26 protein-coding genes are annotated in these 23,192 nt (G+C 68.4%); 9 read left to right on the top strand and 17 right to left on the bottom strand.

Translation table 11 applies throughout. The features are described 5' to 3' along the window. Positions 1 to 7: 7 nt before the first annotated feature. The 3 genes from AC3EO7_RS05360 to AC3EO7_RS05350 all read left to right on the top strand — a co-directional run bounded on the left by AC3EO7_RS05360 (position 8) and on the right by AC3EO7_RS05350 (position 3,236). On the top strand, positions 8 to 715 hold the full coding sequence (locus AC3EO7_RS05360; protein WP_435590579.1) for a siderophore-interacting protein: 708 nt from the start codon (positions 8 to 10) through the stop codon (positions 713 to 715). Positions 716 to 977: 262 nt separating this feature from the next. Then, positions 978 to 2,360: an alpha/beta hydrolase family protein gene (locus tag AC3EO7_RS05355; protein WP_435590578.1), complete on the top strand. Its 1,383-nt coding sequence runs from the start codon at positions 978 to 980 to the stop codon at positions 2,358 to 2,360. A gap of 168 nt (positions 2,361 to 2,528) precedes the next feature. Next, the gene (locus AC3EO7_RS05350; RefSeq protein ID WP_435590577.1) at positions 2,529 to 3,236 is read left to right on the top strand and encodes a siderophore-interacting protein; all 708 of its coding nucleotides are present in this window, start codon (positions 2,529 to 2,531) and stop codon (positions 3,234 to 3,236) included. A gap of 128 nt (positions 3,237 to 3,364) precedes the next feature. On the opposite strand, the gene AC3EO7_RS05345 is transcribed toward AC3EO7_RS05350, so the two are convergent. After that, positions 3,365 to 5,101: an ABC transporter ATP-binding protein gene (locus AC3EO7_RS05345; RefSeq protein WP_431963997.1), complete on the bottom strand. Its 1,737-nt coding sequence runs from the start codon at positions 5,099 to 5,101 to the stop codon at positions 3,365 to 3,367. Then, entirely contained in the window at positions 5,098 to 6,948 is a 1,851-nt protein-coding gene (locus tag AC3EO7_RS05340; protein WP_435590576.1) for an ABC transporter ATP-binding protein, read from the bottom strand. Before AC3EO7_RS05340 ends, AC3EO7_RS05345 begins: the two co-directional genes overlap by 4 nt. A gap of 267 nt (positions 6,949 to 7,215) precedes the next feature. Between AC3EO7_RS05340 and AC3EO7_RS05335 the strand changes: the two genes are divergently transcribed. The 3 genes from AC3EO7_RS05335 to AC3EO7_RS05325 all read left to right on the top strand — a co-directional run bounded on the left by AC3EO7_RS05335 (position 7,216) and on the right by AC3EO7_RS05325 (position 9,034). Further along, entirely contained in the window at positions 7,216 to 7,410 is a 195-nt protein-coding gene (locus AC3EO7_RS05335; RefSeq protein WP_431963993.1) for a hypothetical protein, read from the top strand. Positions 7,411 to 7,477: 67 nt separating this feature from the next. Next, complete coding sequence (locus AC3EO7_RS05330) at positions 7,478 to 7,930, top strand: TIGR03667 family PPOX class F420-dependent oxidoreductase (protein WP_435590575.1); 453 nt, start codon at positions 7,478 to 7,480, stop codon at positions 7,928 to 7,930. 174 nt (positions 7,931 to 8,104) lie between these two features. Next, entirely contained in the window at positions 8,105 to 9,034 is a 930-nt protein-coding gene (locus AC3EO7_RS05325) for an RluA family pseudouridine synthase (protein WP_431963989.1), read from the top strand. Between the two features lie 87 nt (positions 9,035 to 9,121). On the opposite strand, the gene AC3EO7_RS05320 is transcribed toward AC3EO7_RS05325, so the two are convergent. Further along, the gene (locus tag AC3EO7_RS05320; protein ID WP_431963987.1) at positions 9,122 to 9,529 is read right to left on the bottom strand and encodes a hypothetical protein; all 408 of its coding nucleotides are present in this window, start codon (positions 9,527 to 9,529) and stop codon (positions 9,122 to 9,124) included. A 221-nt stretch (positions 9,530 to 9,750) separates the two neighbouring features. On the opposite strand from AC3EO7_RS05320, the gene AC3EO7_RS05315 reads away from it, so the two are divergent. The 3 genes from AC3EO7_RS05315 to AC3EO7_RS05305 all read left to right on the top strand — a co-directional run bounded on the left by AC3EO7_RS05315 (position 9,751) and on the right by AC3EO7_RS05305 (position 13,118). Next, positions 9,751 to 10,494, top strand: coding sequence for a CPBP family intramembrane glutamic endopeptidase (locus AC3EO7_RS05315; RefSeq protein ID WP_431963985.1), 744 nt, complete (start codon positions 9,751 to 9,753; stop codon positions 10,492 to 10,494). A gap of 67 nt (positions 10,495 to 10,561) precedes the next feature. Next, the gene (locus AC3EO7_RS05310) at positions 10,562 to 10,957 is read left to right on the top strand and encodes a VOC family protein (protein ID WP_431963983.1); all 396 of its coding nucleotides are present in this window, start codon (positions 10,562 to 10,564) and stop codon (positions 10,955 to 10,957) included. A gap of 175 nt (positions 10,958 to 11,132) precedes the next feature. Further along, entirely contained in the window at positions 11,133 to 13,118 is a 1,986-nt protein-coding gene (locus AC3EO7_RS05305; protein WP_435590574.1) for a hypothetical protein, read from the top strand. Between the two features lie 233 nt (positions 13,119 to 13,351). Here AC3EO7_RS05305 and AC3EO7_RS05300 read toward each other — a convergent pair whose 3' ends face one another. The 14 genes from AC3EO7_RS05300 to rpsJ all read right to left on the bottom strand — a co-directional run bounded on the left by AC3EO7_RS05300 (position 13,352) and on the right by rpsJ (position 22,683). Further along, on the bottom strand, positions 13,352 to 15,499 hold the full coding sequence (locus tag AC3EO7_RS05300) for an MMPL family transporter (protein WP_435590573.1): 2,148 nt from the start codon (positions 15,497 to 15,499) through the stop codon (positions 13,352 to 13,354). Between the two features lie 293 nt (positions 15,500 to 15,792). Further along, on the bottom strand, positions 15,793 to 16,608 hold the full coding sequence (locus AC3EO7_RS05295) for a phosphatase (RefSeq protein WP_431963977.1): 816 nt from the start codon (positions 16,606 to 16,608) through the stop codon (positions 15,793 to 15,795). A 240-nt stretch (positions 16,609 to 16,848) separates the two neighbouring features. Further along, positions 16,849 to 17,319 (bottom strand): NUDIX domain-containing protein, encoded by a 471-nt coding sequence (locus AC3EO7_RS05290; protein ID WP_435590572.1) that lies wholly within the window; start codon positions 17,317 to 17,319, stop codon positions 16,849 to 16,851. A 105-nt stretch (positions 17,320 to 17,424) separates the two neighbouring features. Then, positions 17,425 to 17,697 (bottom strand): 30S ribosomal protein S17, encoded by a 273-nt coding sequence (gene rpsQ / locus AC3EO7_RS05285; protein WP_431963973.1) that lies wholly within the window; start codon positions 17,695 to 17,697, stop codon positions 17,425 to 17,427. Then, positions 17,694 to 17,933 carry a 50S ribosomal protein L29 gene (gene rpmC / locus AC3EO7_RS05280; RefSeq protein WP_011207272.1) on the bottom strand — a complete coding sequence of 80 codons (240 nt, stop codon included), beginning with the start codon at positions 17,931 to 17,933 and terminating at the stop codon, positions 17,694 to 17,696. Before rpmC ends, rpsQ begins: the two co-directional genes overlap by 4 nt. Next, a complete protein-coding gene (gene rplP / locus AC3EO7_RS05275; RefSeq protein WP_067785334.1) occupies positions 17,933 to 18,349 on the bottom strand; it encodes a 50S ribosomal protein L16 in 417 nt (138 codons plus the stop codon). Before rplP ends, rpmC begins: the two co-directional genes overlap by 1 nt. Positions 18,350 to 18,352: 3 nt before the next feature. Continuing rightward, complete coding sequence (rpsC, locus tag AC3EO7_RS05270) at positions 18,353 to 19,162, bottom strand: 30S ribosomal protein S3 (protein ID WP_431963971.1); 810 nt, start codon at positions 19,160 to 19,162, stop codon at positions 18,353 to 18,355. Further along, entirely contained in the window at positions 19,163 to 19,561 is a 399-nt protein-coding gene (gene rplV / locus AC3EO7_RS05265; protein ID WP_062983231.1) for a 50S ribosomal protein L22, read from the bottom strand. Beyond that, positions 19,558 to 19,839, bottom strand: coding sequence for a 30S ribosomal protein S19 (gene rpsS / locus AC3EO7_RS05260; protein ID WP_067785343.1), 282 nt, complete (start codon positions 19,837 to 19,839; stop codon positions 19,558 to 19,560). Before rpsS ends, rplV begins: the two co-directional genes overlap by 4 nt. 15 nt (positions 19,840 to 19,854) lie before the next feature. Beyond that, a complete protein-coding gene (gene rplB / locus AC3EO7_RS05255; RefSeq protein WP_067785345.1) occupies positions 19,855 to 20,691 on the bottom strand; it encodes a 50S ribosomal protein L2 in 837 nt (278 codons plus the stop codon). 33 nt (positions 20,692 to 20,724) lie between these two features. Beyond that, the gene (rplW, locus tag AC3EO7_RS05250; RefSeq protein WP_011207266.1) at positions 20,725 to 21,030 is read right to left on the bottom strand and encodes a 50S ribosomal protein L23; all 306 of its coding nucleotides are present in this window, start codon (positions 21,028 to 21,030) and stop codon (positions 20,725 to 20,727) included. Next, on the bottom strand, positions 21,027 to 21,701 hold the full coding sequence (gene rplD / locus AC3EO7_RS05245; protein WP_431963968.1) for a 50S ribosomal protein L4: 675 nt from the start codon (positions 21,699 to 21,701) through the stop codon (positions 21,027 to 21,029). The genes rplW and rplD overlap by 4 nt, the downstream gene beginning before the upstream one ends. Next, positions 21,698 to 22,363: a 50S ribosomal protein L3 gene (gene rplC, locus AC3EO7_RS05240; RefSeq protein WP_431963966.1), complete on the bottom strand. Its 666-nt coding sequence runs from the start codon at positions 22,361 to 22,363 to the stop codon at positions 21,698 to 21,700. The genes rplD and rplC overlap by 4 nt, the downstream gene beginning before the upstream one ends. Before the next feature lie 14 nt (positions 22,364 to 22,377). Then, on the bottom strand, positions 22,378 to 22,683 hold the full coding sequence (rpsJ, locus tag AC3EO7_RS05235; protein ID WP_003938093.1) for a 30S ribosomal protein S10: 306 nt from the start codon (positions 22,681 to 22,683) through the stop codon (positions 22,378 to 22,380). Between the last annotated feature and the right edge of the window lie 509 nt (positions 22,684 to 23,192).

Here is a 23,192-nt window from a genome sequence, read left to right as displayed (position 1 = left end):
CACTTTCATGGGCAGAGGTTTCAACGGCGTCATTGTGAAAGCGTGGGGCGGTCAGGACTACCGGCTCACCGTCACTGCGACGGAATACGTCACGGACAAGTTCATTCGGCTCGGCTTCGACGCGGTCGGCCTGCTCGCCGACCATCCCGTGCACCCCACTCAGTGGATCCGGCTGTGGATCCCGGACCTCGAGACCGAGAAGTTGCACCACCGCGGCTACACGCTGGTGGACCCCGATCCGGAAACCGGTACGTTCGCCATCGAATTCGCCCTGCACGACGGCCCCGCCGCGCGCTGGGCGGTCAACGCGGCGGTCGGCGACGTGCTGGACGCGTCGGTGCTCGGCTCCAGTTTCGAACTCCCCGAGGCCGCGCCGAGCGAATACCTGGTATTCGGCGACACCGCCTCGCTGCCCGCGATCAACTCGCTGCTCGACGCGATCGGCGACGCGCCCGCTCGCGTCTGGCTGGAATGGCAGTACGAATCCGACCAGACGTTGCCCGTGCGCAACAAGCCACACCACCAGGTCACCTGGCTCCAACGCATCGACGACGGCAGGCTCCTGCGCGAACAGTCGCAGGAGATCACCTGCCCCGACGACGCTTTCGCCTGGGTCGCCTGCGACGGCCACACCACCCGCTCGATCGTCAAGACGCTCAAGCAGACTCACAACCTGCCGAAAACCGCGATCAAGTCGCAGGCGTACTGGAAGTAGGCGTACCTCCGCCTTCGCTCCGGCCATGCGCGGACTGTCGACGGACTTACGTCCGGCAGCGCCCTCTCTGCGTACTCCGCCTTCGCTCCGGCCATGCGCGGACTGTCGACGGACTACGTCCGGCAGCGTGAAATCGGCTGATTCAGCACCCTTCGATCATCCCTCCGGACGATCCCCTCGCGACCTGCTGCCGACGCGCGATGACCCGATCGCGCGTCAGGCTGGAGCCCGAATCCGTTGTCCGAGCGGAAGCGAGGCGGATATGTCGCTGATCGATGTGGTGATCGCTGTGGCCGCGGTCGTATGCGCGGTGGTGGTGATGTGCACCGCGCGAATCGGGCGTGCGCCTGCGCTGGGGTTGCTCGGCGGGGTTGCGCTCGTGGCGGCGGTCCAGTGGCTGCGCGAAGGGTTCTACTGGCAGTTCGTTCCGACGTATCTGCTGCTCGTGGTCACGGCATGGTTCGTCGCGGCGCGGCCGATCAGGCGTCTAGGCGGGATCGCGGCGCGCGTGGGCGTCGGAATGCTCGTCGTCGCGGCGGCTTTCGCGTGGGTGCTGCCGCCGGTGCCGACGCTGCCCGCGCCGAGCGGACCGTATCCGGTCGGCACCGAGACATTCCGCTGGGTCGATCCGGACCGGCCGGAAGCCGCGACGGACGACCCGGCCGACCGCCGCAACGTCATCGCGCAAGCCTGGTATCCGGCCGCCGAGCCGACCGGAAGCGGCTCACGCTACCTCGACGGACTAGGCAAGCTGCCGCGGCGGGTGAGCCAGATTCCGAGCTTCCTCATGCGCGGCTACGACCGCATCGACACGCACGCCGACGATCGCGCGTCCCTGGCCCGAGACCGGGACCGCTGGCCGGTAGTGCTGTTCTCGCCGGGATACGGTGCGCCGCGTGCGTTCCACACCGGGCTGGTCGCCGATCTGGCCAGCCGCGGGTTCGTGGTTCTCGCCGTCGATCACCCCTACGAGGCGGCCGTGGTCGAGCTCGCCGACGGACGTCTCGCGACGGCGGTGGACGACTTCCCGGCCGACGACGCCGCCGGAGAGCGGTACATGAGCGTGCGACAGGCGGTGCGGGCCGCCGATCTGCGGTTCGTCCTCGATCGATTGGAACGGCCTGGCGCGCTCGGCCCGCGTCTCTCCGGTCATCTCGACACCGAGCGCATCGCCGTCATCGGGCATTCGTTCGGCGGGGCGGCCGCGGCCGCCGCGGCCGCCGACGACGACCGCATCCGCGCCGCGGCGAACATCGACGGCACGCTGTACGGCGATCTGCCCAATCGCACGCTGCGCCAACCTTTCCTGCTGTTGGAGAGCGAGCACGACGAGACAGGACATTCCGAGCGGTTCCTGGAGCGCAACGCCGCGCTGCTCGGCAGGCTGGGCGCGGGCGGCTTCCGTTTCGAAATCGGCGACGCCAACCACTACAGCTTCACCGACGCGCCGCTCTTCCTCTCCGGGCCGGGCCGGTTCGCGGTGGCCCAGCTGATCGGCGGTTCGCGGGGACCGGTACCGACGCAGCGCGCGACCGCCGACATCCTGGCAGCGTTTCTGAGCGAACCGCTGGGCGGGCCGCGCGCCGACGTGGTGGCGACGGCCGTGGCGCACCGCGATATTCGGGGCGGAGCCGTCGGACACTGACCAACGTATTCGCGCCCGGCGGAGGGCGATTCGTTCGACGCGGCGATTCGCGAGCTAGGGATGAGCCGCGTTCGGCAACCACCGGGCGTCCCTCTGCCTCCGCTGCTGCGGTGCGCAAGCCGAGGACGGACTTCATCGCCAAGCGTGGATAGGCTAACCTTATGTCCCATGGGACGAGGGGCAAACGGCGTCATCATGAAGGTGTGGCGCGCCGATGACTACCGACTGCGCGTGACGTCGACCGAGGCTGTCACCGACAAATGCCAGCGGATCGGGTTCACCGCGGGCGGGTTGCTTGCCGATCACCCGGTGCACCCGACGCAGTTCATCCGGCTGTGGATCCCGGATGCGGAGACCGACAAGCTGCACCATCGGGCTTTCACGACCATCGATCAGGACCCCGCGAGCGACCACTTTCACATCGAGTTCGCGGTGCACACCGGGCCGGCGAGCGTGTGGGCGCAGCGGGCCAAGGTCGGCGACGAGATCGAGGCGTCGGTGCTCGGGTCGAAGTTCGAGCTGCCGGAGACGCCGCCGAGCGAATACCTCCTCTTCGGCGACACCGCCTCGCTGCCCGCGATCAACTCGCTGCTCGACGCGATCGGCGACGTACCCGCTCGCGTCTTCCTGGAATGGCAGTACGAGTCCGACCAGACGCTGCCCGTCCGCAACAAGCCGCACCACCAGGTCACCTGGCTCCAGCGCGTGGACGACGGCCGCCTGCTGCGCGAACAAGCCCAGGCGATCTCCTGCCCCGCGGACGCTTTCGCGTGGGTCGCGTGCGACGGCCACACCACCCGCTCGATCGTCAAGACACTCAAGACCTCCCACAACCTGGCGAAATCCCAGTTGAAGTACCAGGCCTACTGGAAGTAGGCGACCGCGCCTTCGCTCCGGCCATGCGCGGACCGAGGACGGACTCCCTCCGGCAGCGTAAGCCGGTTCCGGAACCGATCGGGCCGCCGCGGAACACTCCGCGGCGGCCCGATCTCGTTGTCATCGCCTCACACCGCGGCCGGTTCCAGCCGCCAGCCGGACGCGCGGCTGCGCTCGTTCCAGAAGTCGGCGTAGCGACCGCCCTGCGCCAGCAGCTCGGTGTGCGTGCCGCGTTCGACGATACGACCACCGTCGACGAACAGGATCTGGTCCGCGTGCGCGATGGTGGCCAGGCGGTGCGCCACCACGATCACGGTCTTGCCCCTGGTGAGTTCGTGCACGCCGCGCACCACCACCGCCTCGCTGTGCGGGTCCAGCGCGCTGGTCGCCTCGTCCAGCAGCACGATCGGCGCGTCCTTCAGCAGCGCGCGGGCGATCGAGACCCGTTGCCGCTCACCGCCGGACAGCGCGGCACCGCCCTCGCCGACGGCGGTGTCGTAGCCGTCCGGCAGGCGCTCGGCGATCTCGTCCACCCGCGCGGCCTCGGCGGCCCGGCGCACCTCGGCGTCGGTGGCCTCGGGGCGGCCGATCCGGATGTTGTCCGCCACCGACCGGTCGAACAGGTAGACGTTCTGGAAGACCAGCGACAGCTGGTTCAGCAGCGTCTCCGAAGGCTGGTCGCGCACATCGTGTTCGCCGACGGCGACCCGTCCGCCGTCCACGTCGTAGAACCGCGCGGCCAACCGCAGCAGCGTCGTCTTACCCGCGCCGCTGGGGCCGACGATCGCGGTCGTGGTTCCCGCCGGGACGCTGAAGGTGATGCCGGAGAGCACCGGCTCGCCCGGGCGGTAGCCGAAACTCACGTTGTCGAACACCACGGTCGGCGCGCCCGGCGTCACCGGCGAGTTCGCCTCGGGCAGGGCTTGTTCCGCGAGCAGCGCGGAGACCCGGTCGACCGCGGCGGCGGCCGAGCGCAGTCCGTTGCCCAGCTGCGCGGCCTGATTCAACGGCTCGATGAATCGCGAACTCACGGCGATCAGCGCGATCGCGACGGCGGCCGACACCACGCCGTCGGTCACCCTGGCGATCACCACGTAGACCAGGACCAGGAACACGGCCTGCACGAAGAGCGCGAAGACGATCAGGCTCGGCACCGAGGTGAAGACCATCCTGGTGTTGGCCGACCGTTGCTGCCGCAGCGCGCCGTCCAGCGCCTTGTTGCCCGACCCGACCGCGCCGAACGCGCGCAGCACCGGCTGGGCCTGCGCGAATTCCACCACGCGCGAATCGGCTTCGGCCGCCGCCTCGTGCATGCCCTTGTCGGCCCGCTGGTACGCGCGGCCCGCGAGGCCGTTGACGAGGAAGAGGACCGGGGCGGCGAGCAGCATGGCCAGCGCGATCCGCCAGTCGATGAACAGCATGCCGACGGCGACGCCGAGCGGGACCACGATGCCGGTGACCACCTTGGCGATCAGATAGGCGACGGTGCCCTGGATCTCGCGCACGTTCTCCACCGTGACCCGCGACAGCGGTCCGGCGCTGCGGGTTTCGAACCAGCCGAGCGGCAGCGCGTTCAGATGATCGCCGAGCCGGGTTTGCAGGCCGCGCTGCATGCCGACCGCGATGCGCAGGCCGAGCGAGGCCTGTAGGTAGCCGAACACCGCCACGGCGCCGACCGCGACCAGCATCAGCAGCGCGTAGAACCAGGCGCGGCCGAGGTCGTCGTCGAACAGTGCCTCGAGCACCGGCACCAGCAGCAGATACCCGATCGCCTGGCTGATCGCCTGCGCCAGGATCGCGGCGAGCAAACGCGGTGTCAGGGGGGCGAATTCGGCGGGCACCAGGCCGAGAACTTTGCGAATCATCGGGCTGCCTCACATTCCACGAGCGAGACCGCGCCGAGTGCCGCCTCGTTGATCTCCCAGAGCCGCTGGTAGACGCCGCCCGCCTCGCACAGGGCGCGGTGGTCGCCCTGCTCGACGAGGGAGCCGTTCTCCAGCACCAGAATCCGATCCACACCCGTGATGGTGTGCAGCCGGTGTGCGATGACCAGCACGGTGCGCCCGGCCACCAGCGCCGCGAGCGCGTCCTGCACGGCCGCCTCCGACTCGGGGTCGGCGAAGGCGGTCGCCTCGTCCAGCACCAGCACGGGCGTATCGGCGAGCAGCGCGCGGGCCACCGAAAGCCGTTGCGCCTCACCGCCGGAGAGCGTGGCGTCGACGCCGATCTCGGAGTCGTAGCCGCGGGGCAGCGCGAGGATGCGGTCGTGGATCTGGGCGGCGCGGGCGGCCCGCTCCAGCGCGGCGTCGTCGGCGGCAGGGGCCGCGAGCAGCAGGTTCTCGCGGATGGTGTCGCGGATCAGCCGCACGTCCTGGAACACGAAACCGACGGTGCGATAGAGCTCTTCGCTCGGGTAGTCGCGGATATCGCGGCCGCCGATGGTGATCCGGCCGGACCCGACGTCGTAGAAGCGGGGCAGCAGTTTGGCCAGCGTCGACTTGCCGGAGCCGCTGGGGCCGACCAGCGCGGTGATGGTGCCCGGTCGCAGCTCCAGGTCGATGTCGCGCAGCACATCGTGTCCCTCGCGGTAGCCGAACCCGACGGATTCGAAACGGACGAGGCCCGGCTCGGCGTCGCTCGGGTCGTCGGATCCCGGTGCGGCCGAGGCGAGTTCAGGGCTCTGCTGCACCTCGTACAGGCGCTCGGCCGCCGCGCCCGCGGCGCGCAGCGCCTGTCCCCCGTAACCGAGGCCGAGCAGCGCGCTGCCGAGACCGAGACCGACCAGCAGGAACGGCAGCACATCGAGCGGAGCCAGCCAGTCCGCGCCGACGCCCGCCAATCCGGCGACGACGATCACCAGCATCACGAACACCGGGGAGATCATGATGTCGGCCACCGCCTGGAGCCGGATCATCGGCGTCTTCCATCGGTCGAAGCTGTCGGCCTGGCCGTCGACGGCGTCCTGGAAATCGCGATGCGCCTTGCCCGCCTGCCCGAAGGCGCGGACCACTTGGATGCCGTCGACGAACTCGATGGTCGCCTGCTGCACCCGGCGCTCCCAGCGGGTGTAGACCGCGAGACGGTCCATGCTCTCGCGGTTCATCATCGTGCGGAAGGCCATGGCGTAGGCGAGCAGCGGCACCAGCAGGATCAGCGTCAGCCGCCAGTCCACGGTGAACAGATAGCCGAGCGAGACCAGCGGGACGAGCAGCGCGCCGACGAACTCCAGCCGCGCGTGCGCCACCAGATAGTGCAGCGCCTCCACATCGTCTTGCAGATACTTCTTCACCTCGCCCGAACCGTGCTCGCCGAACCAGCCGAGCGGCACCCTGGTCAGCTTGGCGGCGAGCGCGCGGCGCACGGTGAGCTGGTAGCCGCCATCCACCAGGTGTGTCCAGGTCAGCGCCGCCGCTTGCAGCAGGGCGCGCACCAGCAGCACCAGCATGGCGAGGCCGAACAGCCGCCACACCCGGTCGGTGTCCACCGGGTCGTCGAGCAGCTCGCGGCAGGCCTCGACGATCAGGATGAACGGCACCACGGTGCACACCGAGGCGATCGCCATGACGGCAGTGGCGAGCGTCAGCGCCCCCTGCACCGGCGCGAGAATCTCCTTGCGCGCCAGCGCCTGCTGTTGCTTGCGTTGTTTCGCCACCGCGCGGGGCGGCCGGTTCCCCGCCTCCGCCGCCGCGCGCGGCGTGACCTCCACCGTCATGTGTCCTCGCCTCTCGTTCTGGCGTACCTCGCCGGAATCCGCCCCATCTTCACACAGAAAGATAGGTAAGGCTAACTTTCCCTGAGATGGGGGAACGGCAGGCGAACGGGCGGCCGACCACCGGTGGCGGCGCGAGTCCGCGGCTTGCCGCTGTCCGACGCCGCGTCGACAGTTGCGTGAACGGCGCTTCGTCTCGGTTCCGAAACACCGGCTCGGGAAGTACTTTTCCCCGATAGCTACCCGTCTCCAGAATCGGAGGTTGTGGAAATGTTTGTCACGCACATTGTTTCGGCCATTACCGATTGCTACGCCGATCCAGGGGAACTCTCCGCGCCCCAGGCCCACCGCGCGATGCAGATCCATCTGAATTGCTCCGTCGAACTGTGCCGGGTGCGCCGACGAGCGCGGCAGACCCTCGTCGAGACGCGGCGGATGGTGCTCGACGAACGCGCCGAGCCCTGAACTCGCGGTATTCGGACACCTGCGCGCCGACCGGAATCGGGGCGCGGCCGGAGACGTTGACCACAGCATGACCACAACGGCATCCGATCGCCCCGTCGCGCCCGTCGTCGACACCGCCACCGACTTCGGCGCCAAGGTCGCCGAGCGCCTCGGCCGCGAGTCCGTCCTCTGGCTCACCACCGTCGGCCCGTCCGGCACGCCGCAGCCGAACCCCGTGTGGTTCCAGTGGCGCGACGGCGAGTTCCTCCTGTTCAGCCAGCCGGACAAGGCGAAGGTGCGCAATATCGCCCGCAACCCGCGTGTCTCGCTGAATCTCAACAGCAACGCGCACGGCGGCGAGGTGGTGGTACTGACCGGAACGGCGCGCATCGTCGAAGAACGGCCGTCCGACGACGAAATCGCCTCGTACACAGCGAAGTACACCGAGGGCTTGGCGGACATCAAGATGTCGGCGGACGAGTTCTACGCGGAATACTCGGTGCCGATTCGGATTACGCCGGATCGGTTGCGCGGCTTCTGAATTCGGCGACGAGAACCGGCGGGCTGCCGCGACTGCCGGGGTGGCGGCAGCACACCACGCGCGCCGGCCCCGAGGTCGCGCCCTCCTCGCGCCCGACCACCCCGGCCTCGCGACGCCCGAGCTCCGACCGCCCGGTCGCGGCCTGCTGACCTGGGGCGATTAGAGTTGTCGCCGATGAGAAGAAGGCAGCAGCCGCCGCTGCCCAAGCGGTACGGCTTGGACCCGGCCCGGCTGAGACTGCCGGAAACGGGCGAATGGGCGACGATTCGCGACCATCTGGTCGAGCGACTTCCCCGGGTCGCGCCGGAACGGATCGATGAACTGCTGCGCGAGGGCGGGATCGTCGATCTCGACGGGCCCATCGCGCCGGACGCGCCGTACGTCCCCGGCGGAGCAGTGTGGTTCCATCGCGACCTGCCGGACGAAACCGACGTGCCGTTCGACATCACCGTCGTGCACCGCGACGATCACCTGCTGGTTGTGGACAAGCCGCATTTCCTCGCCACCATTCCGCGCGGGCAGCACATCCGGCAGACCGCGCTGGTCCGGCTGCGTCAGGAATTGGATCTGCCCGATCTGGTGCCCGCCCACCGACTCGACCGGGTGACCGCGGGACTGCTGCTGTTCGTCGTCGACCCGGCCCGGCGCGGGGCGTACCAGACGATGTTCCACCGGCGGGCGGTGCGCAAGGAATACGAGGCGATCGCCCCCTACCGCCCCGATCTGGACCTACCGCGCACGGTGCGCAGCCGCATAGTCAAGGAGAAGCAGGTGCTCGCCGCCCAAGAGGTTGCGGGCGAACCCAACGCGGAAACGGTCGTCGACCTGCTCGAACACCGCGACGGACTCGGCCGCTATCGGCTGCGGCCGCTGACCGGGCGGACCCACCAGCTGCGCCTGCACATGAACGGACTCGGCGTGCCGATCCTCGGGGACGACTTCTATCCTCGTCTCACCGACAAGCCGGTGCACGATTTCACCCGGCCGCTACAACTGCTGGCCGCCTCGCTCGAGTTCACCGATCCGGTCACCGGCGCGCCGCGACGATTCGAGACGACGAGAACCCTCCAGGCGTGGACGGACCACGCCGCCTGGGCGTGCTGACGAAGGCGGGCCGGCCGGCGGAACAGGGGTAGCCGGCCGGCCCGAGCGCCCGCGACGATGGCTCTGCCCGTCGCGGGCGCGGCTCTCTCAGGACCCCATCCAGGCCAGGGGTCCGGCGCCGCAGGTGGCGCTGCCGGTGAGGGTGGGCTCGGCCACGTTCACCTTGATCTCGTAGGCCAAGCCCTGAAGCGCGGCCAGCGTGTGGGTGCCCGACTTCTTCGGCTTCCACTGGACGGTCGCCACGCCGTTGACCGGCTTCACCGGACTGCCCGGAATGACCAGCGCGTTGTCGTAGAACCAGACCTCGAACCAGTGATTCACCTTCGCGGTGATCTCATAGGTGCAGCCCGCCTGCGGGTTGCCCGCCGAGACGCTGAGGTCGTCGACCGTCGCGGACGCGTAGGGCGCGGTCAGTATCGCCGCGCAACCCGCCGCGACCAGCGTCGTCAGGCCGACGCCGAGCCGGCGACCGATCCGCCTCTGGGTTCTAGTCATTCGGAAACTCCTCTTCGAGACGCACACCGGGGGCGAACGATCGGACTGTATCGACCGTCCAGTTCCCTACGGGCCAGATTGGCGAAAAAACTGAAACATGTTTCATTCAGATTGGTCACAGGATAGCCTCCGCGAGACCACGCTCGCGGTGAAAATCGGCACCTGTGATCAGGCGCTCAACCAAGGGCGAACCGCGCGGGCCGGACCCTACACTGGGCCGGGTGCGTCAAACGGACCTCGAGGAAGCGGCCCCCACCCACAACAAACTGCATGCCTATATCGATGTAGCGGTCGTGATCGTCGTCCTCGCGGGCACCAACCTGATCGCGCACTTCACCACCGCGTGGGCCAGCATCGTCACCGTTCCGATCGCCGCGATCGTCCTGCTCGCCCTGGTCCGCAGGCGAGGGCTCGGCTGGGCCGAACTCGGACTCTCCCCCAGGCACTGGCGGCGCGGATCGCTGTACGCGCTGGCCGCGGTCGGCATCGTGCTCGCGGCCGTGGCCGTCGGGGCGCTGCTGCCCGCGACGCGCCCGTTCTTCCTCGCCGACCGGTACGCCACCATCTCCGGCGCGCTCATCGCGTCGATGATCGTCATCCCGCTACAGACCGTCATCCCCGAGGAACTCGCCTTCCGCGGCGTGCTGCACGGCACCCTGGATCGCGTCTACGGCGCGCGCGGGGTGTTCGCGGCGGGTTCGCTGCTCTTCGGCCTCTGGCACATCGCCTCGTCGTTCGGCCTGACGACCAGCAACCGCGGGCTCACCGGCTTCCTCGGCGGCGGCCTGGCGGGACAGATCGTCGGCATCCTGCTCGCGGTCGCCGCGACCGCCGCCGCAGGCGTCGTCTTCACCTGGCTGCGCCGCCGCAGCGGCAGCCTGCTCGCACCCATCGCACTGCATTGGTCGGTCAACGGCGCGGGCGCACTCGCCGCCGCGCTCGTCTGGCACACGACCCTGGCCTAGCGTCGGGCCGTCGCTTGGCGCGTCAAGCATCCTTCCCAGTCCACGGACGCGGCTCTAAGTTCGAGTAGTGCCCCTCGGACATCTCGGCATCAACGTCACGGATCTCGCCGCGGCGCGCGCGTACTACGACGAAATGATGCCGCTCGTCGACTACGAGCGTTTCCTGCTGGACGACACTCAGTTCGCCTACCGGCCCGCCCGCGGCAAAGTCGGGACCTACCTGTTCTTCTATCCGGCCGAACAGCCGGGATATTCGCGCGTGAAACCGGGACTGCAACACCTCGCCTTCATGGTGCGCACGCGCGCCGACGTCGACGCGGTGCATTCCTGGGCGGCCGCGCGCGGCGACGAAATTGTCCATCCGCCACGCGAATTCCCGGAGTATCCGCCGCCCTATTTCGCGACCTTCTGGATCGGGTACGACGGCGTGCTGCTGGAAGCCGTGTGTCATAAGGACGCTTGACCTTCCCCCGAGGCCCGCGCTACCGGGGCAGACGCTCGGCACTCTCGCGCACTGCCGCCGTTCGCATTGACCGCGGCGGGCCGTCGGTTTAGTCTCATCGCGTTCACACATATGTTCGAGCACACTTGTCGACGCCGAGAAATCGGCCCGATATCGGCTCCAGGGAAGGCTCGCGATGCCCGACGAACCGTCGACCGGCAATTCCGAGATAGCGGCACTGGCACAACGGGTCGCGACGGCGCGCGGGAAACTGCCGCTGCAGCACGACACCGCATTGGTCGAGGTGCTCTCCGAGGCCGAGATCGCCGCGGAACGTGAACTCGCGGAATGGATTCGGGCCCAACGTCGCGGTCAGCGGCGGCGCGCCGTCGAGGACGAGCTGGCCGCCGAGAAGCTCGACCGTCGCACCGGGGCCGCCATCCGCCGCGCCGAGGAGGACGACGCGCGCTGGCACCGCCGCGCGCTGGCGGCCCGGCGGCGCGTCGCCAACCAGGACGCGCGGCTGGCTCAGCTCTACCGCCGTGCCGAATGGTCCTCGCGGGCGCTGATCGCCGTCGTGATTCTCGGCATGGTGTGGGCGGGCGTGAACGTGCAGCACAACCTCGTCCCGAGCGGCGATATGTCCGATCCGCTGTACTGGCTCAGCTATGGCATCGAGGCGATGATCTCCATCCCGATCATCACCATCATGGTGGTCGCGACGACCGCGGCACGCTGGGGGCGAGAGCTCCCGCGCGGCAAGGTGATCGTCTTCGAGGCGGCGCTGCTCGGCGCCACCATCGCGCTGAACACCGGACCGCACCTGGCCGCGGGCGATCTCGGGCGAGCGGCCGAATTCGCGATCGCGCCGGCGATGGTCGGCGTGGTGATCTGGTTGCACGCCTGGGTCGCGGCGCGGTACGCGCAGCTCATCGACAGCGTGCCGATCGTGGACGACACCGCCGTGCCGAAGTTGCGCGGGGCGTACGGGTCCGCGGACACGAGGCAGTGGGATACCGCCGGGCTGGTCGTGGATTCGACCGGTGGACCGAGCGCGATCGCGGCGACGGACATCGATGCCACGTCCGCCTCCCGGACGGACGGCGTCGAACCGCGACCGCTCCAGAACACTCGGCCGACTTCCGTGGAATCCGCCGCCGACGCGGAGAAGCAGCCGCTCGACGGTCGCCACGCCGGAGCCACTCCCGCAGGAACTTCGACTTCCGAGGACGCAGGCACTTCCACCGCCGAGAACACCTCCGCTTCCGAGGACGCAGGCACTTTCGCTTCCGAGGACACCTCCGCTTCCGCCGACGAGGAGTCCGGACCGGACGCGGCTACGGCTCGCGGTTCGATGACCGGGCTGTCGTATTTGGTTCCGCTCTCGTTGCTCACCGGCGGGCTCGCCGAAGAGGACGACGCCCCGCGGACGCCGCGACGCAACGGATCGTCCAACGGCCGCTCGGCCCATACCGCCGACGACGCCGCCGCGCAGCCGGTCCACATCGCGCAGACCAGGCTCCGGCCGGTCAACGGCAACGGCCGGACCACGCCGTCGATGTGGGCCGGATCCCATGCCCTGCAAACCATTTCGTACCCGCAGCCCGAGGATGCCGAAGCGGCCGAACCCGTGAACACGACCGACGCCGTCGAGCTCGCCGAGTTCCAGGCGATCCGCGGCGGCAAGTCGGCGCCCGCCCGCGACGAGGAAGCGGTGGAGGACGAGGGCACACCAGCCACCGACCCCGAACCGGCTGAAGACCGAACCACTCGGCAACACACCGATTCCGGCTCGAAGTCCGACGACTCGACCCCACGCGTGCGCGCCGAGGCCGCTGCCGAACAGCTCACCTTGGAGCCCGAGCCGGAACCGTTGCGTCCGCGCAGCACCGAGATCATCCTCGCCACCCAGCGCGCCATCGCCGAGGAGGACGCCGAGGACGACGATCTCGACCAGGAACCGGACAGCGCCGAGGACGAGGTCCGCCTGGTCGCGCGGAACATCGCCGAGCAGGGCCTCTCCAAGCTGCCGGTCGAGCAGATCGCCGACATTCTCACCCTCGCCGACCAGGCCTGGTCCAGCGCAGGCATCGCCAAGGAGGTGGGCGTGTCCGGCTCCGCCGTGGCTCGCGTCATCGACGCCGCCCACAAGGTCCGCCGCCCGTACGCGACCAGCAGCTGAACCCGTTGCCGCGCAGCGAGATCTGAGGCACACCCCGGCCTACGATGGGGCTCGACACGGGGCGGGAGGATTGCGTGAACGCTGCGTCGATTACCCACCGAACGCCGAAAGGGCTGTTCGTCGAACAACTTTCGACGAAACAGCCCGATCGAATCACGGTTCAGCTCTGCCAGCCCCCGGCGGCAGACCTACCACGCGCCGCCTCCACTCGCCCGGCGTCAGCGGACTTCGCGTCAGTACGTGGCACGCGCGTAATCCACTTCGCTAGAACCACTTTCGGCCGACTTCGGTGCGCGATCACCGTGCCCCGGCCACCAGGCGCGATGACCGAGGAGGGCGGTGATCGCCGGGGTGAAGAACATCGCCATGACGAAGGCGGCGATGCCGATGCCGACCGAGATCGCGAAGCCCATCTGGGAGAGCGTGCTGTTGCCCGCCAGCATCATCGAGGCGAAGGTGCCCGCCAGGATGACGCCCGCCGCGGCGACCGTCGGGCCGGTGTGGCGGACGCTCAGCGCCGCCGCCTCGCGCGGGTCGCGGCCCTCCCGGGTTTCCTCGCGCAATCGGGCGATCATCAGGATGTTGTAGTCGGTGCCGAGTGCGACGACGAACAGGTACATGATCACCGGCAGCGTGAAGATCAGGCCGGAAGCGCCCTGGATGTGCTGGAAGACCAGCACCGTGGCACCCAGGGTCGCGGCGAAGCCGAGGAAGACCGAGGCCATCAGGTACCACGGCGCGACCAGGCTGCGCAGCAGCAGGGCGAGCACGAGCATGATCAGGATCGCCGCCACCGGGAACACGATCGCGTAGTCGCGGTTCATGGCGTCCTGGAAGTCGACGAACACCGCGGTGATGCCGCCGACCGCCACCGTCGCGCCCGCGGGCGCCGCGTCGTGCGCCGCCGTGCGCAACGGTCCGCGGACCGTGTCCAGCGCGGCATCGGATTCCGGCGCGTCGGCGAGGGTCACCTGGAAGTTCGCGATGGTTCCGTCGGCCGACACCATCGGTCCGCCGACCGCGCCCACCCCGGGCACCTGGGCGAGCGCCGCCCGGTAGCCCTGCAACTGATCGGGAGTCAACTGCCCGTCCGGCGCGTGCAGCAGCACGTCCGACGGCTGGGTCGCGCCCGCAGGCATGCCCTTCAGCAATTCCTTGTTGTAGACCACGGATTCGGAGGCGTCGGAGGTCGAGCCCGAGCCGAGATCGAAGGTGGGGTTGAACCCGACGGCGAAGACGCTCAACGCCACCAGCACACCACCGGAGACGACGGCGAAGACGCCGGGCCGCTTACCCATCGCCCTGCCGATCGCGGCGAACCGCGCGCCCTTCGGCTCCACCCGCCACGCCTTGGACGGCCAGAACACCTTGGTGCCGAGCAGGGAGACGATCGCGGGCACCAAGGTGAGTCCCGCCACCAGCGCCACCGCGACCGCGATCGCCAGCGCGGGCCCGAGCGCACGGAACATGCCCAGGCTGGAGAGCGTCAGCGCCATGAAGGCGATGATCACCGCGCCCGCCGCCGAGGTGATGGCCTCGCCGACACGAGTGACGGCGCTGACCATCGCGGTCTTGGGATCCTCGCCCGCGCGCAGTCGTTCCCGGTACCGGAACATCAGGAACAGGATGTAGTCGGTGCCGACGCCGAACAGCACGACCACCAGGATGGAGTTGACCGAGGCGTCCATCTCCAGATCGAAGGCGTTGGCCGCCATGGCGATCAGGCTGCCCACCATGCTGGAGACACCGCCGATCACCACCACGGGAAGCAGCGCGATCACCGGACTGCGAAAGATGATCAGAAGCAGCGCCAAGATCAGCACGATCGTCGCCGCGCCGACGATGGCCAAGCCCCGCTCGCCGGACTCGGTCTGGTCGAGCGTCTGCGCGGCGGCGCCGGTGATGCCCGCCTTCAGATCGGTGTCGCGCACCTGCTCTTTCAGGCTGTCGCGCAGGCTCTTCACCGCGTCGCCCTGGGTCTTGTCGGAGGCGCTGGTGACCTTGGTCATCTGCACCGCGATGACCTGGATCAGCCGGTTGTCCGAGGGCGGCGTCGCCTGAATTCCGGTGACGCCCTCGATGTTCTCACCGCCGAGCGCCGTGGCGGCGGCGGCCACCGCTGCCGAGTCGTTCTCGGTGAGCGCGGCGCCGTCCTCGCGGGCGAAGACGATCAGCGCCGCGGGCGGGGAATTCTGCGGAAATGCCTTCTCCTGCAACTCCATCGCCTTGATCGACTCGTAATGCGAGGGCAGGAAGCGGGATTGGTCGGTGGTCGAGGTGAATTCCGGGGCGGAAGCCACCAGCGCGATGGCGGCGATCAGCCACACGCCGATCACCTTCCACGGGTGGTGGACGACGAGACGCCCGAGTCGGCCGAACATGAAGGTCCTTTCGTTGGCCTGGATCGGCTCAGCTGTCGAGGTCTTGGGAGGGTCCGTGCTGCTGATGGTTGGTCATGATTTCCCCGCTTTCATTCGTGAATGCGCATACAGGCATGCATAAACTAGCGGCGGGCCCTCATTCGGTCCGTCGTAGTCGGGCGCTGTGCGGTTGTGGATGACGTCGTGCGCGTTCACCCGCACTCTGTCTCGACACACTATAAGTAGATGTATACGTATAGCGCAAGAGCGCCGCTATCGGCCGCGATAGGCGAACGAGCAGAGTGAAATGGTGGCTAACTCAGGCGGCGTGGTGGCTTGGTGAGTTGCGCGCGGTGCAGGAGGTACGCGGTGAGCGGCTCGTAGACGTGGGGGTCGAGGCCGTCGTCGAGGGGGACGGTGACCGCGATCTTGCCCTCGTCGAGACCGGCGAAGAGCGCCGGATCGTTGCAGTCGGCGAAGCCGACGGTGTCGATGCCCGCTTCCCCCGCCGCGCCCGCCCAGCCGTGATCGGCGACGACCAGGCGTGGGAGTTCGCCGTCCAGACTCGCGAGCGCGGCCCGCATCGGCTCGGGATCGTGCGTGTGCCGCCACCGTCCGTCGGTGCCGATCAGTGCGGCGACGCCTGAGGCATAAGCGATTTCGCGATGCGGGGCCGGCTCCCAGAGCCGGGATTCGTACGACCAGCCCGCCGCGGGCGTGAGCACGGCGCACCCGGCGGCGCGCAGCGCATCCTCGATCGCGCGGTACACGCCGAGCAGCGTCGCCGGATGTCCGGTCGCCAGCAGCACCGTCGCACCCTCGGCCGCCGCGGCGCCGATGCGCTCCCCCATCGCGTCGAGCGCGTCGAGCGTGAGATCCGGATCGATGGTGTCGACGCCGTGGGTGTGTTCCGGATTCGGATCGACACCGCACAGCCGCGCCATCATCGCCAGCGTCTCGTCGAACGACCAATCGCGCAGGCGCAATCCGAACTGATACCGCGGATCTTTGGCCACCATCCGCCCGTAATGCCGCAGATTCCCCTCCCGCGGCGTCGCCACTTCCCCGGCGATTCCGCTGCGCACCAGTTGCTCCCGCAACTCCGCTCGCGACACCCGCTCCGATCCCATCGCACCCCTCCGAACTGGTTCGGCCCCACGTCCGGCGCGGTCCGATATCCACCGGCCGACTCGCCACTCGACGCAACGGCCGATCACCGAGTACGTTACCCGCGGTAATCAGCCTTCTGGCAGGTTCCGGCGGGGAACACCACCACCTCAACCCGCGGAATGACATCCGAGCCCGGCGCATCCGACCTTCGGAATACGGCCCCGAGTTCCTGGTGCCCCGGCAGACCCAGCAGTGCCCCGCTAGTTCGCGTTCGCTACCAGCTCGCCGTGCTCCAAATAGCGGGTGCGCCCGGCACACTTGGCAATGTGCGCATGGCGTACGCGGCGGGCCAGCCGGGGAACGACGTAGTCGTCGAGCGTGTCGAGCCCGACCCAGCGCCAGTCGTCCAGCTCCTCGGCCTGAAGCTCGATCGCCTTTTCGTCGGCGCCCAACTCCCCGCCGTCGAACACGTACAGGATCTTGTCCCCTTCCCCCGGGTACGGCGCCCAGTCGTGGACGAGCAACCGACCGGGCGTCCGATCGATCCCCAACTCCTCGCGCACCTCCCGACGACATGCCGCCGCGGGCGACTCCCCGTCCTCGACGAGCCCGCCCGGCAGATCCCACCCATTGCCATAGATCTTGTGCACCAGCAATATCCGCTCACCGCGCGCGAACAGCGCACCTGCCGCAAGTCGCGGGCGCGCCAGCCCGTCCTCGACGTCGGTCACCCCAACCACCTCGCTTCGGTGTGATCATCCTATCCCGAAGACGGCGAAGGCCCGCTTCCCGAACGGGGAAGCGGGCCTTCGAGATTCAAGCCGCGGAGCGGGGAATTACTTCGCCTTCTCCAGGACCTCGACCAGACGCCAGCGCTTGGTGGCCGACAGCGGGCGGGTCTCCATCAGCTGAACGCGGTCGCCGATGCCGGCGATCTCGTTCTCGTCGTGGGCCTTGACCTTCGAGGTGGTACGGATGATCTTGCCGTAGAGCGGGTGCTTCACCCGGTCCTCCAGCTCGACCACGATCGTCTTGTTCATCTTGTCCGAGACGACGTAGCCGATCCGCACCTTACGACGGCCGCGCTCCTGAGTGGTGTTCTCGCTCATGCCGCATCTCCCTTACCTGCGGGTCCGGTGGCCAGACCGAGCTCACGCTCACGCATGACCGTGTAGATGCGCGCAATCTCGTGACGAACGACGCGCAGACGACGGTTGTTGTCCAGCTGACCCGTCGCCATCTGGAAGCGCAGGTTGAACAGCTCTTCCTTCGACTCACGCAGGCGGGAGACGAGTTCCTCTTCGGTGAGCTCGCGGAGCTCTGCGGCCGGTGTACCAGTTGCCATCAGAACTGCTCCTCCCTGGTCACGATCCTGCACTTCATCGGGAGCTTGTGCATCGCGCGGCGCAGCGCCTCGCGAGCGATCTCCTCGTTCGGGTACGACATTTCGAACATCACGCGGCCGGGCTTGACGTTCGCGACCCACCACTCCGGCGAACCCTTACCGGAACCCATGCGGGTCTCGGCAGGCTTCTTGGTCAGCGGGCGATCCGGGTAGATGTTGATCCAGATCTTGCCGCCACGGCGGATGTGGCGAGTCATCGCGATACGCGCCGACTCGATCTGCCGGTTGGTGACGTAGGCAGGCTCGAGCGCCTGGATACCGAAGTCACCGAAGGCCACCGACGTACCGCCCTTGGCCATGCCCGAACGGCTCGGGTGGTGCTGCTTGCGGTGCTTGACCTTGCGAGGCATCAGCATGCGTCAGCCCTCCTGCTTCTCTGCCGGGGCGTCAGCCACCGCAGTGGCGGCGGAGCGCCCGGCCTCGGTGCTGCCGGTCGCAGTGGTGCCGGTGGAACCGGACCGACGCGGGCGGCTCGGCCGCTCCCGGCGCGGACGATCGCGATCGCCCGCCGGAGCGCTCGCGGCGGTCAGCTCACGCTTGCCACCGACGATGTCGCCCTTGTAGATCCAGACCTTCACGCCGATGCGACCGAAGGTGGTCTTGGCCTCGTAGAGGCCGTAGTCGATGTCGGCGCGCAGCGTGTGCAGCGGCACCCGACCCTCACGGTAGAACTCCGAGCGCGACATTTCGGCGCCGCCGAGGCGGCCCGAGCACTGCACACGGATGCCCTTGACGTTCGGCGAACGCATGGCCGACTGGATGGCCTTGCGCATCGCGCGACGGAACGCCACACGGTTGGACAGCTGCTCGGCCACACCCTGGGCAACCAGCTGCGCGTCCGACTCGGGGTTCTTGACCTCGAGGATGTTCAGCTGAACCTGCTTACCGGTGAGCTTCTCCAGCTCGGCACGGATGCGGTCGGCTTCCGCGCCGCGGCGGCCGATCACGATGCCCGGACGCGCGGTGTGGATGTCCACACGCACGCGGTCACGGGTGCGCTCGATCTCGACCTTCGAGATGCCCGCCCGCTCCATGCCGTTGGCCAGCAGCCGACGGATGGCGACGTCTTCCTTCACGTAGTCCGCGTACTGCTTGTCCGCGTACCAACGCGACTTCCAGTCGGTGGTGATACCGAGGCGGAAGCCATGGGGGTTGATCTTCTGTCCCATTTACTTTGCCCCTCCCTTCCGGCGGCTGCGAGCAGCACCGGCGGTGGGCACGCTCTCGACCTCGATGGTGATGTGGCTGGTGCGCTTGCGGATCCGGAACGCGCGGCCCTGGGCGCGCGGCTGGAAACGCTTCATGGTGGCGCCCTCGTCGACGTACGCCGTCGAGATGACCAGCGTGGCCGGGTTCAGGCCGAGGTTGTTCTCGGCGTTGGCCGCGGCGCTGGCGACGACCTTGGCGACCGGCTCGCTCGCGGCCTGCGGCGCGAACTTCAGGATCGCGAGAGCGTCCTCGACCCGCTTGCCGCGGACCAGGTCCACGACACGACGAGCCTTCATCGGGGTGACGCGCACGTGCTTGGCGGTCGCCCGGGCAGTGGGGTTCTGAGTCTCAGTCGTCATCGCCGCTTGCTCTTCCGGTCTTCCTTGACGTGGCTCTTGAACGTCCTGGTCGGCGCGAACTCACCGAGCTTGTGCCCGACCATGGACTCCGAGACGAACACGGGGACGTGCTTGCGGCCGTCGTGCACCGCAAAGGTGTGCCCGATGAAATCCGGGATGATGGTCGAACGACGCGACCAGGTCTTGATGACCTGCTTCGTGCCCTTCTCGTTCTGCACGTCCACCTTCGCGAGGAGGTGGTCGTCGACGAACGGGCCCTTCTTGAGGCTGCGTGGCATTTCTTACCTCCTCCTTCAGCGCTTCTTGCCGGTCTTGCGACGGCGGACGATGAGCTTGTCGCTCGGACGGTTGGGCTTGCGGGTGCGGCCTTCCGGCTGACCCCACGGCGAGACCGGGTGGCGACCACCGGAGGTCTTGCCCTCACCACCACCGTGCGGGTGGTCGACGGGGTTCATGACGACACCACGGACCGTGGGGCGACGGCCCTTCCAGCGCATGCGGCCTGCCTTGCCCCAGTTGATGTTCGACTGCTCGGCGTTGCCGACCTCGCCGACGGTGGCGCGGCAGCGCACGTCGACGCGACGGATTTCGCCGGAGGGCATACGCAGCGTGGCGTAGGGGCCTTCCTTACCGAGCAGCTGGATGCTCATGCCCGCGGAACGGGCCAGCTTGGCGCCGCCGCCCGGACGCAGCTCCACCGCGTGGATGGTGGTACCGGTCGGGATGTTGCGCAGCGGCAGGTTGTTGCCCGGCTTGATGTCGGCCGTCGGGCCGGACTCGATCGGGGTGCCCTGCTGGATACCCTTCGGCGCGATGATGTAGCGCTTCTCGCCGTCCACGTAGTGGAGCAGCGCGATGTTGGCGGTCCGGTTCGGGTCGTACTCGATGTGCGCGACCTTGGCCGGGATGCCGTCCTTGTCCAGGCGACGGAAGTCGATCAGACGGTAGGCCCGCTTGTGCCCGCCACCGCGGTGGCGAGTGGTGATGCGGCCGTGCGCGTTACGACCGCCGGTCTTGGTCAGCGGACGCAGCAGCGACTTCTCCGGGGTGGACCGGGTGATCTCGGCGAAGTCGGAGACGGACGACCCGCGCCTACCGGGGGTAGTCGGCTTGTACTTGCGAATTGCCATGAGTTCTTCTCTACTTTCTGGATTCCCGCTCGCTTACGCGACCGGGCCTCCGAAGATCTCGATGGGCTTGCTGTCGGCCGAGATGGTCACGAGCGCACGCTTGGTGTTCTTGCGCTTGCCGTAACCGAAGCGGGTCCGCTTGCGCTTGCCCTGACGGTTGGCGGTGTTGACGCTGGTGACCTTCACACCGAAGACCTTCTCGACGGCGATCTTGATCTGCGTCTTGTTGGAGTCCGGGTGCACCAGGAAGGTGTAGGTGCCTTCCTCGATCAGTCCGTAGGACTTCTCCGAGATGACCGGCGCCAGCAGGATGTCGCGGGGGTCGGCGATGGTGGTCACTTGCTCTCCTCCTGTGCCGCCTCGGCGGGACCGTGAACGAAAGCGTTCAGGGCCTCGACGCTGAACACCACGTCGTCGCTGTTGAGGACGTCGTAGGTGTTGAGCTGATCCGGGGCGATCGGCTGCACGTTCTGCAGGTTCGCCACGCTCTTCCACGCGGCGATGTCCTCGCGGCCGACGACGACCAGGAACTTCTTGCGGTCCGACAGCTCGGCCAGGAAGCTCTTGGCGGTCTTGGTCGACGGGGACTGACCCGCGACCAGTTCGGTGATCACGTGGATGCGCTCGTTGCGGGCCCGGTCCGACAGGGCGCCACGCAGGGCGGCGGCCTTCATCTTCTTCGGGGTGCGCTGGCTGTAGTCGCGCGGCTGCGGGCCGTGCACGGTGCCACCGCCCGCGAACTGCGGCGCGCGGGTCGAACCCTGGCGGGCGCGACCGGTGCCCTTCTGGCGGTACGGCTTCTTGCCACCACCGGAGACCTCGCCGCGAGTCTTGGTCGCGTGGGTGCCCTGACGGGCCGCGGCCAGCTGCGCGACGACCACCTGGTGCATCAGCGCGATGTTGGCGGTCACGTCGAAGATCTCCGCGGGGAGCTCGACGGTGCCGTTGGTCTTGCCACCGATCTCTTTGACCGGCAGCGTCAGGTTGGCCTTCTTCTCGAGGCTGGTCATGCGTGCGCACCACCCTTCACGGCGCTCTTGACGATCACGACGCCGCCCTTGCGACCCGGGATCGCACCCTTGATCAGGAGCAGGCCGTTCTCGGCGTCCACCTTGTGAACCGACAGGTTCTGGGTGGTGACGCGGTCGTTACCCATCCGACCCGACATGCGCATGCCCTTGAACACGCGGCCGGGGGTGGCGCAGCCACCGATGGAACCCGGGCGGCGGTGCACGGCCTGCGCACCGTGCGAGGCACCCTGACCACGGAAGCCGTGGCGCTTCATGGTGCCCGCGAAACCCTTGCCCTTGCTGGTGCCGGTGACGTCGACGTAGCTGCCCTCTTCGAACACGTCGGCGCTGATCTCCTGGCCGACCTCGAAGGTGGACGCGTCCTCGACCCGGATCTCGGCGACGTGGCGGCGCGGGGTGACGCCCGCCTTGGCGAACTGGCCGGAGACCGGCTTGTTCACCTTGCGGGGGTCGATGGCGCCGAAGGCGACCTGGACGGCGCTGTAGCCGTCGCGCTCCACCGTGCGGATCTGGGTGACCACGTTCGGGCCCGCCTTGATGACGGTGACCGGAACGACGCGGTTCTTCTCGTCGAAGACCTGGGTCATGCCGAGCTTGGTGCCCAGGATGCCGGCCGCGGGCCGGTTCTTGTTGTCAGTCATGTCTCGAGTCCCCGTCACTGAATGTTGACGTCGACGCTGGCCGGCAGATCGATGCGCATGAGCGCGTCGACCGTCTTCGGCGTCGGGTCGAGGATGTCGATGAGGCGCTTGTGCGTACGCATCTCGAAGTGTTCGCGCGAGTCCTTGTACTTGTGCGGCGAACGGATGACGCAGTACACGTTCTTCTCGGTCGGCAACGGCACCGGGCCCACGACACGGGCCCCGGTGCGGGTCACCGTCTCCACGATCTTGCGCGCAGACGCGTCGATCGCCTCGTGGTCATAGGCCTTGAGCCTGATGCGGATCTTTTGTCCCGCCACGCTAAGTGTCCTTTTCTCCGCTTTCCTTCGTGATCCGGAAGCCGGGCTTCCGCACCACCCTCATTTGCACAGCCCGAACACACGAAGACGTCCCAGCTCGAGTGGGTCAGGCCCGGAGGGGGAAGCTTGCGTAACCGCAGGGCTCCCGCTCGGGCAAGATCCGGCTCAGTGGAGACCGCGACCGGGCACGCCCGATCCTCGCCGCTGTTCATCTGTCATGGTTCTCCGGTCCACGCGGTCGGGCGTGTCGCCCTACCGCTTATTCCTCGGCCCGGATCGAAAACTTCATCTCAGGCTCGGAACAACGTCCCGGACGTGCTCACACCGAAACTCGGTGAAGCACACAAGTGGGTACTGCTCGCCTCGCCGGTCACGACCCGTCTCACTGGGAAACAGCCACGACCCCGCGCAAGGCAACCCGAACAGTATGCCCGAGACCCCCAACCCACTTCAAATCGCCCCCGGTGTCGCCCCGATCACCCCCGCGAGGGGGCCGACTTCGCAGGTCT

This window comes from Nocardia sp. bgisy118 (genome assembly GCF_057708605.1).
The sequence above is the reverse complement of the archived record's forward strand: the minus strand, read 5'-3'. Positions and strand labels throughout refer to the sequence as shown.